Here is a 17,488-nt window from a genome sequence, read left to right on the forward strand (position 1 = left end):
CACGAGACGAGGAGCGGAATGGACGCGTTGCAGGGCCGAGTGGCCGGAGTGCTTGCGGGAGCTGCCGTGGGCGATGCGCTCGGCGGAGCGACGGAGGGGTGGACCCCCGAGCAGATCGAGGAGCGCCACGGCGGCAGGGTCGAGGGGATCGTCGGTCCCTTCCTCGCCGACTGGCGCACGGCTCGTCCGATCGCCCCCTATCACAAGGGCGACGGGCACGTCACCGACGACACCCTCATGACGCACGCGCTCATCGAGGTCTACGGCAAGCGTCGCCGCCACCTCGACGCGTTCGACATCGCCGGCGACCTGGTGCCGCTGATGATCGGCGAGCGGCGGTGGATCCCCGAGCTCGAAGACGAGGCGCTCATCCTGCAGCGCGTCTTCCTCGCGGAGAAGTGGATCGTCGCCAAGCTGCACTACGGTCATGCCGATCCGCGCGAGGCCGGCGTCGGCAACGTCGTCAACTGCGGCGCGACGATGTACATGGCCCCCGTCGGACTCGTGCACATCGGCGATCCGCGCGGCGCTTACGCCGAGGCGATCGACCTGGCCGGCGCGCATCAGTCCTCGTACGGCCGAGAGGCGGCGGGAGTGTTCGCGGCCGCGGTCGCCGCCGCAGCCGCACCGGGCGCCACCGTCGCCGATGTACGCGCCGCGGTCACCGAGCTGGCGCACGACGGCACCGCCGCCGCGATCGCCGCCGTCTTCGCCGCCGTCGACGACTTCCGCGCCGCCGGCGGCTCCGACGATCCGCGTGAGCTCGGCCGGACCATCCGCGCCGCCGTCGCCCCGTACGACACGGTCGGCGATCAGTACCGGGCTCCCGCGATGGACGCTCGCCTTCCCTCTCGCACCAAGTCGATCGAAGAGCTCCCCGTCGCCCTCGGGTTCGTCCTCGCCCACGACGGAGACGCCCGCGCCGCGATCCTCGACGCCGTCAACTACGGCCGTGACTCCGACTCGATCGCGACGATGGCCGGAGCCATCTGCGGCGGACTCGGCGGACTCGATGTCATCCCCGCCGACTGGGTGCACGACGTCACCACCGCCAGCCGGCTCGACCTCGACTCCGTCATCGCAGCGATGACCGAGGTCGTGCGCGACATCGCCAGGGCGGATGCGGAGCAGGCGGCGCGCCGTGCCGCGAGCCTGCGTGAGATGCTCGGCCTGGAGGCCGCAGCGTGAGACTGACCTGGGCTCAGCCCGAAGACCTCGTGCCGGCCGAGATCGCGGCGCTTCGGGAGCAGGGTGTCGATGGTTCCGTGCTCGCCGCGGTGGAGCAGCGCTGGGCCGACGCGGGCGGCTCGATCGTTCTCGCGCCGTCGGGCGCCAGCGCCGAAGCGGCGAGCCCGGAACTGCGGGCGCTGGCGCGCGGGCTGCTCGAAGAGCTGCAGCTCCTGCAGCAGCCGAGCACCGCTGAACCCGACGAGTGGAGCGAGATCGAGGCGCTTCTGCCCGACGCTCCCGCGCTGCGCGCGCAGACCGGTTTCGACCGTCTTCACGGCGCCTGGGCCGGCCGGGCGGCCGGATGCCTGCTCGGAAAGCCGGTGGAGAAGATCCCGCGCGAGGGCATCGAGCAGATCGCCCGCGCCACGGGCAACTGGCCCATCCGCACCTATTTCACCGCGCGGGGCCTGCCGGAGGAGATCGGTCGGCGATGGCCCTGGAACCGCCGGTCGGCGCCCACGTCCCTCATCGAGAACATCGACGGCATGCCCGAGGACGACGACCTGAACTTCCCCATCCTCGCTCTCGACCTGCTCGAGCAGCACGGCGCCGAACTCACCACCGATGATGTCGCGCAGGCCTGGCTCGCCTCGCTGCCCGCCGGTCGCGTGTTCACCGCCGAGCGGGCCGCGTACCGGAACATCCTCGACGCCCGCCCCGTGCCCGAGACGGCAACGCATCTCAACCCGTTCCGCGAGTGGATCGGCGCGCTCATCCGCGCCGACGTGCACGGTTGGGCCCACCCGGGAGACGTCAGGGCCGCGGCGAGGTCGGCCTGGGTCGACGCGCGCCTCAGTCACACGCGCAACGGCATCTACGGCGAGATGTGGGTCGCCGCGCTGTGCTCGGCATCCGTCGTGGCGGCAGCTCCTGATGAGGTTCTGGACGCCGCCGACGCGGTGGTCCCACCGGAGTCCCGTCTTGCGGCGGCACTGCGGCTGGGGCGTGACACCGGTCGCGCTCTCGGCGCGGGCACGCTCTCGACCGACGAGGCGCTGGACGCACTGCACACGGAGTTCTCGGGGATGCACTGGGTGCACACGCTCAACAATGCCGCGCTCATCGCCTGCGCGGTGCAGGCGCACGGCACGGAGTTCGGGTCGGCCATCGCGCTCGCGGTCGCCGGCGGATGGGACACCGACTCGGTGGGAGCGACGGTCGGCTCGGTCGTGGGCGGCCTCATCGGCGCAGATGCGATCGACGCGGCATGGACGGCACCGCTGCGTGACAGCATCGCCACGTCGATGCCCGGTGGTGCTGAACGCTCCATCCGGGAGCTTGCCGAGCGCACCCTGCGCCTGTCGGAGCCGACGCCATGACCGTCGTGACCGTCGGCAGCGTCAATCAGGACGTCGTCGCCCGCGTGGACCGGATCCCCGGTCCGGGTGAGACCGTTCTGGGAAGCTCGCTGTCACGCTCCGGCGGGGGGAAGGGCGCGAACCAGGCTGTGGCTGCTCGCCGGGCGGGAGGCGCCGACGTCGCCTTCGTCGGCGCTGTCGGAACGGATGCCGATGGAGCGATCCTGCGCGCGTCTCTGGAGCGAGACGGCATCGACGTGTCCGGCCTCGCCGAGCTGGCCGGTCCGAGCGGCACGGCGCTGATCGCGGTCGACGAGATCGCCGAGAACACCGTTGTCGTGGTGCCGGGTGCCAACGCCGCGCTTGCGCGGCTGACCGATGCGCAACGGGCCGTCGTCGAGAGGTCGCGGGTGCTGCTCACCCAACTCGAAGTGCCCGTCTCGCTGGTACAGGATGCCGCGGCGGCTCGCCCCGATGGGGCATGGCACGTGCACAACGCCGCGCCGTCCGGACCATTCGTGCTCGCCGCTGACGACCTCTTGCCCGGCATCGACGTGCTCATCGTGAACGAGCACGAGGCGCTGGAGATCGCCGGGGTCTCCGACCGCGTCGCGGCGGTGTCAGCCCTGTCGCAGCGGGTGCGCGCGCTCGTCGTGACGCTGGGACGGCAGGGCTCTCTCGCCGTCGTCGGAGGCGAGACGGTCGCGGTTCCCGCTCACGCTGTGCACGCCGTGGACACGACGGGCGCCGGTGACACGTTCTGCGGCGTGTTCGCCGCTCGTCTCGCGATGTCCGGCACTCGTCCCGAGGACGTGCATGCCGACCTCCTCGCCGATGCCGCACGCTGGGGAGCCGCCGCATCCGCGATCTCCGTGACGCGTCCGGGCGCACAGGACGCCGTCCCTCACGCCACCGAGGTGGCACGACTGCGCGAAGAGAGCGAGTGACGACATGAGCAGCGGATTCGATCCCCTCCGTCCGCGAGAGCTGGACCTACCGACAGACGTGCCGCTGCGCTCGGACGGTGCTCTCATCGATGTCACCTCCGGCGAGGCCGCCCTGACGATGGACGACGGCAAGATCTTCGCCGCCCCGTCCGACCCGGCGCAGCTGGGCGACTGGCGGGCACAGCTGGTGTCGTGGCGCGAAGGGGCACGTGCCAGGCACGGCGTCCCCCGTCGTTACGACGAGCCGGCGTCGTCGTGGGCCGCCCGGTGCTTCACGGTCGCTCAGGTGTGGCTCTGGGACGAGCTGTTCTTCGACTTCGATGCGCAGCGATTCACGCCCGAGCGGTTCCTCGCCGATGCACGAGAGCGCTTCGGCGGGCTCGACGGCATCGTGCTGTGGCACGCTTACCCGATCATCGGTATCGACGACCGCAACCAGTGGGATTTCTACGAGGTCCCCGGCCTGGTGGAGGCGGCCGCAGCGTTGCGGGAGACGGGCGTCGCGGTCTTCATCGACTACAACCCGTGGGACACGGGCACACGACGTGCAGGGGATGACGCGACCGAGCTGGCAGCCACGGTGCGCCGGCTCGGTGCAGACGGGATCTTCCTCGACACGCTCAAGAAGGCCGACCCCGAGATGGTCGCGGCTCTGGACGCCGCGCGGCCGGGCATCGGGCTGGAAGGCGAGTCGAAGCTGGCGACCGAGCGCATCGCCGATCACGCGCTCTCTTGGGCGCAGTGGTTCGCCGAGTCCGAGGTGCCAGGGGTGCTGCGTGCGCACTGGTTCGAGCGTCGACACATGCAGCACCACATCCGCCGCTGGCACCGCGACCACTCCGAAGAGCTGCGCTCCGCCTGGCTCAACGGCGTCGGCATGATGGTGTGGGAGGTCGTCTTCGGAGTGTGGGTCGGCTGGAACGACCGCGACTCCGCGACGCTGCGCCGGATGCTGCCCGTGCAGCGCGGCCTGCACACGTGGCTCGTCGAAGGAGAGTGGATCCCGCTCGCGGTGCATGAGGCGCCGGTGTTCGGCTCGACCTTCACGCACGACGGATCCACTCTGCTCCTGCTGGCCAACACCTCCGACGTCGACGTCGCGTACCAGCCGGAGGGTGCAGGCTGGCAGCCGCTGCACGCCGGCGACAGTACGGGCACCGTCACCGTGCCCGCCCGCGGAATCGCCGCGGCCATGCGGGTCACCGGCACGGAACCCGCCGAGCTGGATGCTGTGCGGGCGGCGCTGGCCGCGGAGACGCCGGTGAGGGACGCATCCTTCCCGCACCGGCGCGCTCGCCGGCTCGCGCCGCGAGTCGACGCCCGCTCGCCGCTCGCCGACGAGGTCATCCGCGCCCGCGCCGCCGAGCGCACTGTCACCGTCCCGTCCGGCGAGCACGTGCTCACGGTGCGCTACCGCGCCCGGGAGACCGGCATGTACGAGGGTGCGCCGTACGTCGACGAGTGGAAGCCCCTCCCTCCCCGCCTGCACGATCAGCGGACGCTCGAGCGCGTGGTGGACATCTCCCGAGCCGTGCGCGTCGCCGCCGCCGAGGTCAGTGAAGCCGACTACGCACTCTATCTCGACGCGATCGGCGAGCAGGCGGCATCCCGCGACCCCGAGACGCCGGCGACCCGCGTCACCCTCGCGCGCGCTCGCGAGTACGCGGCGTGGGTGGGCGGGCGGCTGCCGAGCGAGGACGAGTGGCAGCTCGCCGCCGTGCAGCCCGGCTTCCGCAGGCGCGCCCCCGAGGTATGGAACTGGACCGAGTCGGAGCATTCCGACGGACGAACCCGCTTCGTGATGCTCAAGGGCGGCAGCGCCCATGAGAGCGTGGGATCGGACTGGTACGTGGACGGCGGCGTGCGCGGGCCCGAGTTCGCCCTGAAGTTCCTGCTGCCAGGGCGCGGGATGGATGCCTCGCCATCCATCGGCTTCCGAGTGTGCTGGGAGGAGACCGAATGACGACGCCGCTGACAGGCCTTCGCGTGGTGGACGCATCCACTCTGTTCGCCGGCCCCATGGCGGCCATGCACCTTGGCGACATGGGCGCCGAGGTGATCAAGGTCGAGCACCCCACGAGGCCCGACCCTGCGCGCGGTCATGGCCCGAGCAAAGACGGACAGAACCTGTGGTGGAAGACCCTCGGTCGCAACAAGCGCACCGTGGCGATCGACCTGCACACCGAAGGAGGCCGCGACGCGTTCCTGCGCCTGGCGCGCACCGCCGACGTGGTGATCGAGAACTTCCGTCCCGGCACGCTCGAGCGCTGGGGCCTCGGCTATGAGACGCTCTCGGCGCAGAACCCGGGCCTCGTGCTCGCGCGGGTGACCGGATTCGGGCAGATCGGCCCGTATCGCAGCCGCCCCGGTTTCGGCACCCTGGCGGAGGCGATGAGCGGGTTCGCGGCTTCGACAGGCGAACCGGACGGGGCGCCCACTTTGCCGCCGTTCGGGTTGGCCGACGGCATAGCCTCGCTCGCGACGGCGTACGCGATCATGGTCGCGCTGCACTCGCGCGCCGCATCGGGCGAAGGACAGGTCGTCGACGTGGCGATCATCGAGCCGATCCTCGCGATGCTCGGCCCGCAGATCACCCGGTGGGACCAGCTGCAGACCGCGCAGCCGCGTACCGGCAATCGCTCGGCGAACAACTCACCGCGCAATGCCTATCGCACCGCAGACGGATCGTGGGTGGCCGTCTCCGCGAGCGCGCTTTCGATCGCCGAACGCGTCGTGACGCTGGTGGGGCGCCCCGATCTGGCGGATGAGCCGTGGTTCGCCACCGGTTCCTCGCGCGCCGAACACGCCGACGAGATCGACGAGGCCGTCGGAGCCTGGATAGCAGAACACTCCCGCGACGAGGTGATCGCCGCGTTCGAGGAGGCGCAGGCCGCCGTCGCACCGGTGTACGAGCCGGCCGACATCGTCGCAGACCCGCAGTTCAATGCACTCGGCACCATCCATCGGATCCACGACGAGGACCTGGGCGACATCGCGATGCAGGGACCGCTGTTCCGCCTCTCCCGCGAGGATTCGACGATCGCCTTCACCGGGCGCGCGCACGGGGCCGACACCGACGATGTTCTCACCGAGCTCGGCTTCGGGCATGACGACATCACGCGGCTGCGAGCGGAGGGATCAGTGGCATGAGCGATCGTCTCGCCATGGTGGCGCTGTACGCGCCGGCGGACCGCCCTGATCGGTTCGGCAAGGCGCTCGATGCGGGTGCCGATGCGGTCATCGTCGACCTCGAAGACGCCGTGACGGCGTCACGCAAAGAGGAGGCTCGAGCGATGCTGGCGGCCTTCGCCGACGAATGGCGCACCGGTGGACGAGAGCGTGTCGCGGTGCAGGTGCGGGTGAATGCGATCGGGTCCCGCTGGCACGCCGACGACGTGGCGGCGGTTGCGGCGCTCCCGACCGAGTTCGGCATCCGGCTTCCCAAGACGCAGTCGGCCGACGACGTGCGCGCCGTTCTGGCAGCGGCACCAGGACGCGGGGTGCATGCGCTGCTCGAGACGGCGCTCGCCGTGGAACGGGCCTTCGAGATCGCCTCCTCGGGGGTGGCGACGATCGCGTCGGGGGAGGCGGATCTCCGCTCGGAACTGGGCGTCCCCGCCGGCGCCGCCGGCGAGCCCGGGCTGGCGTACTCGCGGGCCCGGGTGGTGAACGCGGCGGCGGCCGCCGGGCTGCCCTCTCCCCTCATGGCGGTGTGGGCCGATGTCGCCGACCTCGACGGGCTGGAACGGAGCTGCCGGGAGGGCAGGGCGCTGGGATATGCCGGGCGCACCGCGCTGCACCCGCGGCAGATCGAGGTCATCCGGCGGGTGTTCACCCCGGATGCGACCGCCGTCGAGCGCGCGCAGCGCATCCTCGAGCGGGTCGAAGCCGCCGCTGCAGAGGGCAACGGCGCCTTCGTCCTCGAGGACGGGACTTTCATCGATGTCGCGATGGTACGCGCAGCCGAGCGGATCATCGCCGCGGCGCACCGCGCGTAGGGTCGCCGCGCGCACCACTCGCCATTCCAGGGGCTCTCCTGCGTGAGGGACAATGGGACCATGAGCGCCACGCATTCCCGCCATGCGTCGCGTGCACCGCTCGCCGTCAAGGTCGCCCTGCCGATCGGCGTGCTGTTCACCGCTGTCGCGTCATTGGCGACGCTCGGCGACGTGTTTGCGACATCCTCTGCGTATACCGAGCTGCCCGCTCCCGCCGCGGCGATGACCCTGCCTGTCGTGCAGGCCACCGGAGAGCGAGCCGCCGACCCGTGTGGCGAGGCCGAGGTGCGAGACGCCCTGGCCGCGGGTGACGACGCGGCCGCTGTGGCGGCGTTCGGCGGCGGCGAGGAGTTCCGCGCAGCGGTCACGGCCGGTAACGCGCCGTGCATCTCGCTGCAGGACCCGAACCGCAGCTGGGTGGTCATCAACAAGCAGCGGCCACTGCGGCCGGAGACCTTCGAGCCGGGCGCGCTCACGCGCGTATCCCTGCAGTCGACCACACCCTCGAACCGTCTGCGGCCCGAGGCGGCGGAGGCGCTGGCGCGCATGGCGGCGGCGGCTCGCGACGCCGGTGTCGGCGTGATCGGCATCAACAACGGCTACCGCTCCTTCGGTGTGCAGCAGCTCACGTACTCGTCGCATGTCCGCAGCCAGGGTCAGGAGAGGGCGGATGCCGGATCGGCGCGTCCTGGTTTCAGCGAACACCAGACCGGGTTCGCCATCGACGTGGTCGCCTGCGACTCGGGGTGCACGGGCATCGGCGCCTTCGGAGACACGGCGCAGGGGCGGTGGGTCGCCGAGCACGCCTGGGAGTACGGATTCATCGTCCGGTACGAGCACGGCGAGACGGGCACGACCGGCTACCTGCCCGAGCCCTGGCACCTTCGTTACATCGGCACCGACCTGGCGGCCGCTTACCACGACGGCGACTTCCGCACTCTCGAGGAGTTCTTCGCGCTGCCGGCGGCATCCGATTACGACTTCTGAGGCGCGCCTGCGGCATCCCACAAAGAGGAAACGCGGTCTCATCGATCGTGGAACGCATTCCCACAACGCGCTGTCTCGCCGTACGCGGCATACGTAGAATCCCGAGTGCGAAGACGCACGAGACACATCGGAGGATGCCATGGAACGCGACATCTACGAAGAGGACCACGAAGCCTTCCGCGACCTGGTCAAGGACTTCGTCAAGCGCCACGTCACGAACGAGGCCATCGAGAAGTGGGATGCCGCAGGGGAGATCGATCGTGAGACGATGCTCGCGGCCGGCGAGGCCGGCCTGATCGGACTTTCGGTCCCCGAGGAGTTCGGCGGCGCCGGGATGTTGCAGGACTACCGCTTCCGCACGATCGTCATGGAGGAGGTCATCGCCGCCGGTGCAGGCTCGCTCGCCGGCGCCTTCGGCATCCAGGACGACCTGGCGGTGCCCTACCTGGTGCACATGGGCACGCAGGAGCAGAAGGCGAAGTGGCTGCCCCGCATGGCCAGCGGCGAGGTGCTCGGCGCACTCGCGATGACCGACCCCGGTGCCGGATCCGACCTCCGCGGCATCAAGACCAATGCGAAGAAGGTCGACGGCGGATACATCGTCAACGGCGCGAAGACCTTCATCTCCTCCGGCACCACCGCCGACGTGGTGGTGACCTTCGTCAAGACCGGTGAGGGCAACCGGCCCGACGCCTTCAGCCTGCTCCTCATCGAGAAGGGCATGGAGGGCTTCGACCAGGGCAAGAAGCTGAACAAGATGGGCTTCCACGGCTGGGACACCGCCGAACTCAGCTTCTCCGATGTGTTCGTCCCCGACGAGAACCTCATCAGCGGCAAGGAGGGTCAGGGCTTCATCCAACTGATGATGAACCTGCCCCTGGAGCGGCTCTCGATCGGCGTCGCCGCCGCCGCCGCGGCACAGGCGGCCGTCGACTGGACCATCTCGTACACCAAGGAGCGCGAGGCGTTCGGCGAGCGGATCGCGGACTTCCAGAACACCCGGTTCCGCCTGGCCGACATGGTCACCACGACCGAGGCCATGTGGGCCTACATCGACCGTGCGCTGCTCGCATACAAGGACGGGAGGCTATCGGCCGAGGATGCGGCGAAGGTGAAGTTCTGGGCGACCGAGCGCGAGTGGGAGGTGCTCGACACCGGAGTGCAGCTGCACGGCGGCTACGGCTACATCATGGAGTACCCGATCGCGCGCGCGTTCACCGACGCCCGCGTGCACCGCATCTACGGCGGCACCAACGAGATCATGCGTGATCTGGTCGGCCGTCAGATCGCAGGCAAGCGCTGACACGTGAACGGCCGCCCGGGTGCACCCGGGCGGCCGTTCCTGCGTCCCCCTGCCTACCGTGTGAGCGCCTCCATGTAGATCGCGATGAGCTGATCCATGTACGAGGCGAAGAAGCTGTCGACGCCCTTGGCGTCGGTGATCAGCCTGTCAGGGACATTGCCCTTCGGGATCGTGAACTTTCCGAAGATCGCGAAGCTGTCGGGCAGGCCCTTCGCCTGCGCCTCGGAGAGCGCCCACTGCATCTGCGCCTCGGAGAGCGCCGGTGCCCCCAGCATCTCCGGCGCCTCAGCGAAGAGGTCGGTGAGCGTCAGATGAAACCAGTTGCCCGAGTGTGAAGCGCCCGCCGTGCCCTGTGCGGAGCGTTTGACGATGTAGCACTCGTGAGCGAACGCCGCTCCCGAGCCGGCGAACACGAGTCCCGCCGATAGCACGGCCGCGGCTGCGGCCGTCGTTATGGACCTGCGAGTCATGAACCTGTCCCCATTCTCCCGGGCTGCGCCCCGGGCACTTTCCGGTGTCATACGGCGGAGATCCCGCCGTGGGCCAGCATCCTGGCTTCGCGGCCCGCTTCATAGGACTCACGCGCACTCGTCGTGTACGAGCGCACACAGTCGCTGCGATGCCGGGCGTAAGATGTGCGCATGCTGGGGGCAGCCGACCGCTCGTACACGACAGCCGGGTACCGTGAGGAGCAGCAGTTCGATGCGTGGCGGGCGATCGTCGCTGATGCGTTCGCGCCTGTCGAACTGGACAGCGGCGTCGCCGACGCGGAGAGCGGCTTCGCAGCCGACTGTCATGTGCGCGGTGTGGGAGACATCGGCGTCGCGTGGTTGCGCTCGGGCTCGCAGCAGGTGCGTCGCACCGCGCCGCAGATCTCTTCCGCCCCCTGCGGCGTGTACTTTCTCAACTTCGTGCTCGACAGTCCGACCACGGTGCACCAGGACGGACGCACAGCTCACCTGCGTCCTGGCGACTTCGCCGTCGTCGACGGTGATCGGCCGTTCGAGCTCGATTACGCGGGCGACTTCGAGCAGATCTCGCTGACGATCCCCAAGGCAGTGCTCGATCCGTCGCTCGTCGATGCCCGGTGCGCCACCGCCCTCGCGGTTCCCGGTGACCGCGGTATCGGAGCGATCGCCGCCGCGGCGTTCGCCGGACTCGCGCTGCATGCCGCTCCGATCCGCGGCCGGGCGGCCGGCTCCGTGGCCGTCCACGTGGTCGGGCTGCTCGCAGCCGCGCTCGAAGCGAGCATGCCGGTGCCGGCTGACCGCCGCACGGCGCTGTTCCGCGCAGTATTGGAGGACATCGAGTCGCACTACGGCGACACGGAACTCACCTTGAGGCACGTGGCCAGGCGCGTCGCCATCTCACCCAGTTACCTCACGAAGCTCTTCGCAGAGAACCGGACGAGCTTCGGGCGCTGGCTGCTGAGCCGCAGGCTTGATCATGCGTGGATCGCGCTCGCTCAGGCGCCGTGGGACGGCAGCATCGCCGACGTCGCGATGCAGTGCGGGTTCCATGACGCGGGATACTTCGCCCGCGCGTTCCGGCTGCGATTCGGGATCACCCCCAGCGAGCGCAGGCGCAGCTCAGCGCCCGCCGCTTCGGGGTGAGAGCGCGATTCCGCACTGCGCTGTCGGCCGGGGCTGCCGAGCCGCTCGCCGGTGTGTCCTCGTCTGCCGTGCCGTGCCGTCCCGATCGCAGGGTGAAAGCGGGGTGAAATCCTCACACGGGTTTCTCAGACTCGATTACGAATGGTTCTGAGTGTTTTAGTCCTGAGTGGGGGAGAGAACTCGTGCGACGATTCTGGAAGACGGCGGCTCGACAGCATCGACGGGACCGAGCTCTGCTCGGGTCGTCGCGGAAGCGGATGGCGCTGGGCGTCGCGACAGTGATCTCGTCGCTGACCATGTCGCTCTTTCCTGCGGCGGCCGCCAATGCGGCCACCGTGTACGAGATCCGCGGAGCTTGGGAGGAGGGAACTCCCGGCACCGTCGGGCGTGGAGATGTCGTCAACGCGATCTGGCGCGTCAACGTCAATGACGATGCGCCGGCTCCAGGCAACGAGCCGGTGGACAATGTCACGTTCACCGCGACCACACAGAACGGGGTGTTCAAGGAGGTCCCGAACGTGTGCCTCACCGCAGATGTGGATCCGGTATCCGCGATCTCCGAGGACGGCAAGGCGCTGACCTGCAACCTCGGGACCATCAACCAGGGATCCGCCGTCGTCGTGCAGACGCCGATACGCGTGGACGGCAACACGGGCGACGAGGTCATCGCGACCGGCCAGATCAACGGTCAGAGCAAGGGTCTCGATCCTCTCCTCATCGAGAACGCCTTCGGGATGGACCTCCAGTTCGGGCAGAACACCGCCTACTATGAGTGGAACGAGGACTACACCGCCGTCGATGTGGACCTGGAGTGGTCGCTTCGTCTGGCTGCCGGTTCCGACACCGGTCCCGACTCCGTGACGTACCGACTCCAGCTCTCGGAAAGCAACGGCTCTCAGATCGGTCTCGGTGACAGCTACTACGGAGACTTCGAGGGATGTTCGCCGTACAACGCCTTCATCACCGGCACTCATCCGCTCTCCGGACTGGAGGGAGCCGCGAAGGAGACCTACCGAGGCCAGGAGGCCTCGTTCGTCGAGGAGTGCACCCTGACCCCGGTTGCCGGGCAGCCTGGAGTGTTCGATCTCACGCTCAGCGGGATCAACTACGACATGGCGATGATTCCGACGCGGGATGCGGCAGGCAATCTCCTGCCGACCGACTGGTCGTACATCGCCTCCGGCAGCCTCTGGTTCCGTGTGGCGACGGAGCGGGCAGGCTCGATCAGCCTCCAGGCCAACGCCCCGACGTACCAGTCGACCACCGGACTGTCCTCGGTCGATCTGCCGGAGAACAACACGACCTCGAAGGCATACGTCCTTCCTGGAGTGTGGGCTGCATCCTGGTGGCGCCCGTACACCGGGGCAGGTGGCAACAACTGGGACGACACGTACCGCGTATCGGCTGGCACGAAGGTTGTGCAGTACATCAACCACAACGCGAGCCTGTATGACGTGCCCGATGCCACTCCTCAGGGACAGTGTCTCGTGTTCGACGCCGACTACGTCACCTACACGCCGTGGGCTGAGGGCGACGCCCTTCCCACGATCCGCGGATACGTCGACAACGGTCCGTCGGCCCAACTGAAGAGCCCTCCTGCCGTCGAGTATTACGTCGGCGACGTCGGAGATCCGGACGTCTTCGACTGCGGCAGCGACCCCAACAACTGGACGACTACGGAGCCTGCCGACCTCACCACAGTCGAGGCCATGCGGATCATCTATCCGCACTCGCTCGCTGAGGAAGAGGGCTATCGAGGGATTCAGCTGGCTGGCTACGTCAGGATCAACGACGACGTCCGTGTCGGTCAGGACATCTGGATGTTCGGCTCCGTGATGTCTGGCGGATCCTGGACGCGGGAGAACGTTCAGCTCGGCGCGACCCCCGACGCGCGCTATCCGCGGACCAACGGCCGTCGTGACATCCTCCGGATCACCACCGCGACCCCGGCAATCCAGAAGAGCGTCGACCGTTCTATCGTGAAGCCCGGCGAGCCCGCCAACTTCACGCTGACCTACTCGGCGAACGGCGCGGGAGCGATCCCGGAGACGATGGACGACTACGTCATCACCGACACCCTGCCCGTCGGAATGACCTACGTCGCCGGCTCGGCGGATCCTGCTCCCAACGTCTCGACGAACGGAACCGGGCAGCAGGTGCTCACCTGGTCGCTCGACGAGGTGCCCACGAATGTGCCGAACGTTCTGACCTACCAGGCTGTCGCGGGTGCGTCCGTGAAGTCGGGCCAGGTGCTGACGAACACGGCGACCAGCTCTGTCGGAGGGGTGACCTCGCCTCCCACCGCAGCGCAGGTGACGGTATCGACGTCTGGTGTGACCAACCTCGGCAAGTCCACTGATCAGTGGTTCATCGCGAACCCGGATGGTGACGGCTCTGGTGAGGAGGGGTCATGGACGGTGACGTTGCGGTCGCAGGATCCGCTGCCCCAGGCATTCACGGACACGATCGACATCCTTCCGTACAACGGTGATGGCCGTGGCACCGACTTCACAGGCACGTACGAGGTGACCTCCGTGACCGCGCCCGCCGGTGCGACCGTGTATTACACCACCGCCGAGCCTGCGACGCTGTCCGATGACCCGTCGCATACGTCCAACGGCACAGTTCCGGGCAGCACCGAAGGCAACAGGGTGAACTGGTCGACGACGCCGGTGCCGAACCCGACGGCGGTCCGCGTGATCGGCGGCCCGCTGGCACCGGGTGCGGTGTTCGCATTCACAGTGACGATCGAGCCTGATGGCGCTGAGCCGGGCGACGTGTACGTCAACCGGGCGCAGGCTATCGCCGAGCACACCGCGCTGGTGATGCGGACTTCGGAGCCGTTGACGATGGGTACGGCGTACTCCGCTTCTTTGAAGAAGTATGTGCAGGACGCGGATGGCGAGTGGGTCGACGCGAACGATGTCACGACGTATCCGACCTACCGCGTGGGCGATGAGGTGCCGTATCGGATCGTGATCACGAACACCGGCCAGGGCACGTTGCGTGATGTGGAGATCACCGATGACCTGTTCCCGCAGGGCTCGTTCACGGTGGAGGAGCTGGCGCCGGGTGAAGAGGATGCTCACGAGTTCTCCGCGGTCATGACCGGTGGCGGCAGCGTGGTCAACAACGCGTGTGGTGCTGCTCCGAAACCGGAGGATTCGGAGATCGTTCCGACGATCAACTGCGATCCGGCGGGTGTGCAGGTTGTGAACTACACGACGGAGAAGTCGTCCGACCCGGCGTCGGGCGAGACGGTCAAGCCGGGTGACAAGATCACCTACACGGTGGCGGTGACGCAGGAGGGTGAGGTTCCTGCTGTCGCGGAGTTCAGCGACGACCTCGCCTCGGTGCTGGACGACGCGGTGTACAACGGTGACGTTTCGGCGTCAATCGGCACGGCATCCGTCACGGATGGTGTGCTGTCGTGGAACGGCACGGTTCCGGTGGGTGAGGTCGCCACGGTGACCTACTCGGTCACGGTGAAGGACTCGGCGGCTCTCGCCGCGGATGGCGACTACACGATCGGCAACCAGGTGATGAGCCCGGGCTGCATCGACGCCTGCGCCACGGAGCACCCGGTCGCGGATTACACCGTCGAGAAGTCGTCCGACCCGGCTGACGGGTCGAACGTCGAGGTCGGTGACACGATCGAATACACGATCACCGTGTCGCAGGTCGGTGAGGCGGGGTACGACGGTGCGTCGCTGGTGGATGACCTGTCGGGTCTGCTGGATGACGCGACGTGGAACGACGACGTGACGGCATCGGCGGGCACGATCGGTTTCGAGGCTGCGACGGCCGAGCTGTCGTGGTCGGGCGACCTGGCCGTTGACGATGTCGTGACGATCACGTACTCGGTGACGGTGACCGGTGAGGGTGACACGCATCTGCGGAACGTGGTCACCAGTGACGGATGCTCTTCCGAGGATGCATGCAGCACGGATCACTACACGGCGACGTACACGACGGTGAAGACCGCGGATCCCGCATCCGGGTCTGAGGTGCAGATCGGTGATGTGATCACATACACCGTGACGGTGACGCAGTCGGGTGAGGGGCGTGTGGTCGGTCAGTTCTTCAACGACGACCTCGCGAACGTGCTCGACGATGCCACCTTCAACGATGACATCGAAGCCTCGGCCGGTGAGTTCACCTACGAGAACGGCGTGATCGCCTGGACCGGCGACCTCGGCCCCGGCGACGTCGCGACGGTCACGTACTCGGTGACGGTGACCGCCGATGGCGACACGCTGATCGGGAACACGGTGCAGTCGCCCGGTTGCGAAGCTGCTGCCGACTGCGCCACCGAGCACAAGACCGGTCGGTACGAGACGGTCAAGACCAGTGACCCGGCTTCCGGTGAGGATGTGCAGATCGGCGACACGATCGACTACACCGTCACGGTGAAGCAGGTCGGTGAGGCCCCTGTCGATGGCGCTTCGTTCACCGACGATCTGACTGCGGTGCTGGACGACGCGACGTGGAACGACGACCTGGCCGCATCGGCCGGGGATGTCGATTACGCCGAGCCGACGATCTCGTGGTCGGGCGACCTCGCGGTCGATGACGTGGTGACGGTCACCTACTCGGTCACCGTGACGGGTGCCGGCGATATGGTTCTCACGAACGTGGTCACGAGTGATGGATGCTCTGCGGACCGGGGCTGCACCACGACGCACCAGACCGGTGACTACACGGTGTCGAAGACGGCGGTCGCCGCTCCGGGATCGGATGTCGTCGTGGGCGACACGATCACCTACACCGTCACCGTCGCACAGCGCGGGCCCGGCGCGGTCGAAGCGGCGACGTTCGCGGACGATCTCTCGGCGGTGCTGGATGACGCCACCTGGAACGATGACCTCGCGGTGACTGCCGGTGAGGGTGAGTTCGACGCGGACAGCACCGAACTCGCCTGGTCGGGGGATCTGGCCGTGGGGGCGAAGGTGACGATCACGTACTCCGTGACGGTGACCGGGGCGGGTGACATGACCCTGACGAACGTCGTCACCCCGGGCGAGAACGGCGAGTGCGTCCCGGCCGGTGACGGCAATGAGGGCTGCACGACCACGCATCAGACGGGCCGGTTCGTGTTCTCGAAGATGGCTGACCCGGTCCACAACAGCGATGTGCAGGCCGGCGACGTCGTGGCCTACACGGTCACGGTCGAGCAGCAGGGCCCTGCAGCGGTTGCCGGTTCGCTGGTCGATGACCTGTCGGATGTGATCGATGACGCCGACTACAACGGTGACGCCGTCGCGACGGCTGGAGCGGTCGCGGTGGACGGCGCGGAGCTGACCTGGACGGGCGATCTCGCACCGGGTGACGTGGTCACGATCACGTACTCGGTCACGGTGACCGGCGCGGGCAACACGACCCTGGCGAACGTGGTCACCAGCCCGAGTGAGGCAGGCGAGTGCGTGGTCGCGGAGGACGGCACCGAGGGGTGCCGCACGATCCACAAGACCGGCGGATACGTCTTCTCGAAGACCTCCGACCCCGTAACCGGTGCCACGGTCAACGCGACAGACGAGATCACCTACACGCTCACCGTCACCCACCGCGGTGAGGGTGCGGTGAACGGCGCCACGATCGTGGATGACCTCTCCGCAGTTCTCGACGACGCGGCCTGGAACGACGACGCGACAGCCTCGTCGGGGTCGCTCACCCGCGATGGCGACCGTCTGGTCTGGAACGGCGACCTGACCGTCGGCGAGGTGGTGACCATCACCTACTCCGTCACGGTGATCGGAGTCGGCGACGGTGCCCTGCGCAACGTGGTCAGCAGCCCCGATGACCGCGCGATCTGCGACCCGGCGGGGGCGTGCGTCACCGAGCACGAGGTGCCTCCGTCGCCTCCGCTCGCCATCACCGGCGGGACGGTCGGCTGGGGACTCGCCGCACTCGCCGGAGCGCTGCTGATCGGTGGCGCGGTTCTGGTGGCCGCCCGACGACGGAGCGCGATGGCCGTCGAAGACTGACCTCGGGGCGCGGCATCCCCCGCACCGGTGATGCCGCGCCCCCACTGGGCCGCAGGGACGGCCACAGGTCCTGTACCCGGTAGTAGTATGTACATGGTCATTCTGGGGGTGACCTCGACCCCTCACCT

The 17,488-nt window shown here is 68.5% G+C and carries 11 protein-coding genes; 10 read left to right on the plus strand and 1 reads right to left on the minus strand.

The window, feature by feature from the left end; all coding sequences use genetic code 11:
- Nucleotides 1-18: 18 nt before the first annotated feature.
- From RIN43_RS10745 to RIN43_RS10780, 8 genes are all read left to right on the plus strand, one after another.
- Nucleotides 19-1,188, plus strand: a complete 1,170-nt coding sequence (locus RIN43_RS10745) for an ADP-ribosylglycohydrolase family protein (protein WP_309128911.1) — start codon at nt 19-21, stop codon at nt 1,186-1,188.
- Nucleotides 1,185-2,549: an ADP-ribosylglycohydrolase family protein gene (locus RIN43_RS10750; protein WP_309128912.1), complete on the plus strand. Its 1,365-nt coding sequence runs from the start codon at nt 1,185-1,187 to the stop codon at nt 2,547-2,549. The genes RIN43_RS10745 and RIN43_RS10750 overlap by 4 nt, the downstream gene beginning before the upstream one ends.
- Nucleotides 2,546-3,475 (plus strand): ribokinase, encoded by a 930-nt coding sequence (locus RIN43_RS10755; protein ID WP_309128913.1) that lies wholly within the window; start codon nt 2,546-2,548, stop codon nt 3,473-3,475. The genes RIN43_RS10750 and RIN43_RS10755 overlap by 4 nt, the downstream gene beginning before the upstream one ends.
- A 4-nt stretch (nt 3,476-3,479) precedes the next feature.
- A complete protein-coding gene (locus RIN43_RS10760) occupies nt 3,480-5,438 on the plus strand; it encodes an SUMF1/EgtB/PvdO family nonheme iron enzyme (RefSeq protein ID WP_309128914.1) in 1,959 nt (652 codons plus the stop codon).
- Nucleotides 5,435-6,625, plus strand: coding sequence for a CoA transferase (locus tag RIN43_RS10765; protein ID WP_309128915.1), 1,191 nt, complete (start codon nt 5,435-5,437; stop codon nt 6,623-6,625). The genes RIN43_RS10760 and RIN43_RS10765 overlap by 4 nt, the downstream gene beginning before the upstream one ends.
- Nucleotides 6,622-7,473 (plus strand): aldolase/citrate lyase family protein, encoded by an 852-nt coding sequence (locus tag RIN43_RS10770; protein WP_309128916.1) that lies wholly within the window; start codon nt 6,622-6,624, stop codon nt 7,471-7,473. The genes RIN43_RS10765 and RIN43_RS10770 overlap by 4 nt, the downstream gene beginning before the upstream one ends.
- Nucleotides 7,474-7,533: 60 nt before the next feature.
- Nucleotides 7,534-8,460 (plus strand): M15 family metallopeptidase, encoded by a 927-nt coding sequence (locus RIN43_RS10775; RefSeq protein WP_309128917.1) that lies wholly within the window; start codon nt 7,534-7,536, stop codon nt 8,458-8,460.
- Nucleotides 8,461-8,599: 139 nt separating this feature from the next.
- Nucleotides 8,600-9,763, plus strand: coding sequence for an acyl-CoA dehydrogenase family protein (locus RIN43_RS10780; protein WP_309128918.1), 1,164 nt, complete (start codon nt 8,600-8,602; stop codon nt 9,761-9,763).
- A 53-nt stretch (nt 9,764-9,816) separates the two neighbouring features.
- On the opposite strand, the gene RIN43_RS10785 is transcribed toward RIN43_RS10780, so the two are convergent.
- The gene (locus RIN43_RS10785; RefSeq protein WP_309128919.1) at nt 9,817-10,233 is read right to left on the minus strand and encodes a hypothetical protein; all 417 of its coding nucleotides are present in this window, start codon (nt 10,231-10,233) and stop codon (nt 9,817-9,819) included.
- Between the two features lie 171 nt (nt 10,234-10,404).
- On the opposite strand from RIN43_RS10785, the gene RIN43_RS10790 reads away from it, so the two are divergent.
- Together RIN43_RS10790 and RIN43_RS10795 are read left to right on the plus strand one after the other, a co-directional pair.
- Nucleotides 10,405-11,376: a helix-turn-helix domain-containing protein gene (locus RIN43_RS10790; RefSeq protein WP_309128920.1), complete on the plus strand. Its 972-nt coding sequence runs from the start codon at nt 10,405-10,407 to the stop codon at nt 11,374-11,376.
- A 257-nt stretch (nt 11,377-11,633) separates the two neighbouring features.
- The gene (locus RIN43_RS10795; RefSeq protein ID WP_309128921.1) at nt 11,634-17,360 is read left to right on the plus strand and encodes a hypothetical protein; all 5,727 of its coding nucleotides are present in this window, start codon (nt 11,634-11,636) and stop codon (nt 17,358-17,360) included.
- Nucleotides 17,361-17,488 lie beyond the last annotated feature (128 nt).

The sequence above is a fragment of the Microbacterium sp. genome (genome assembly GCF_031178445.1).
GTDB lineage: Bacteria > Actinomycetota > Actinomycetes > Actinomycetales > Microbacteriaceae > Microbacterium.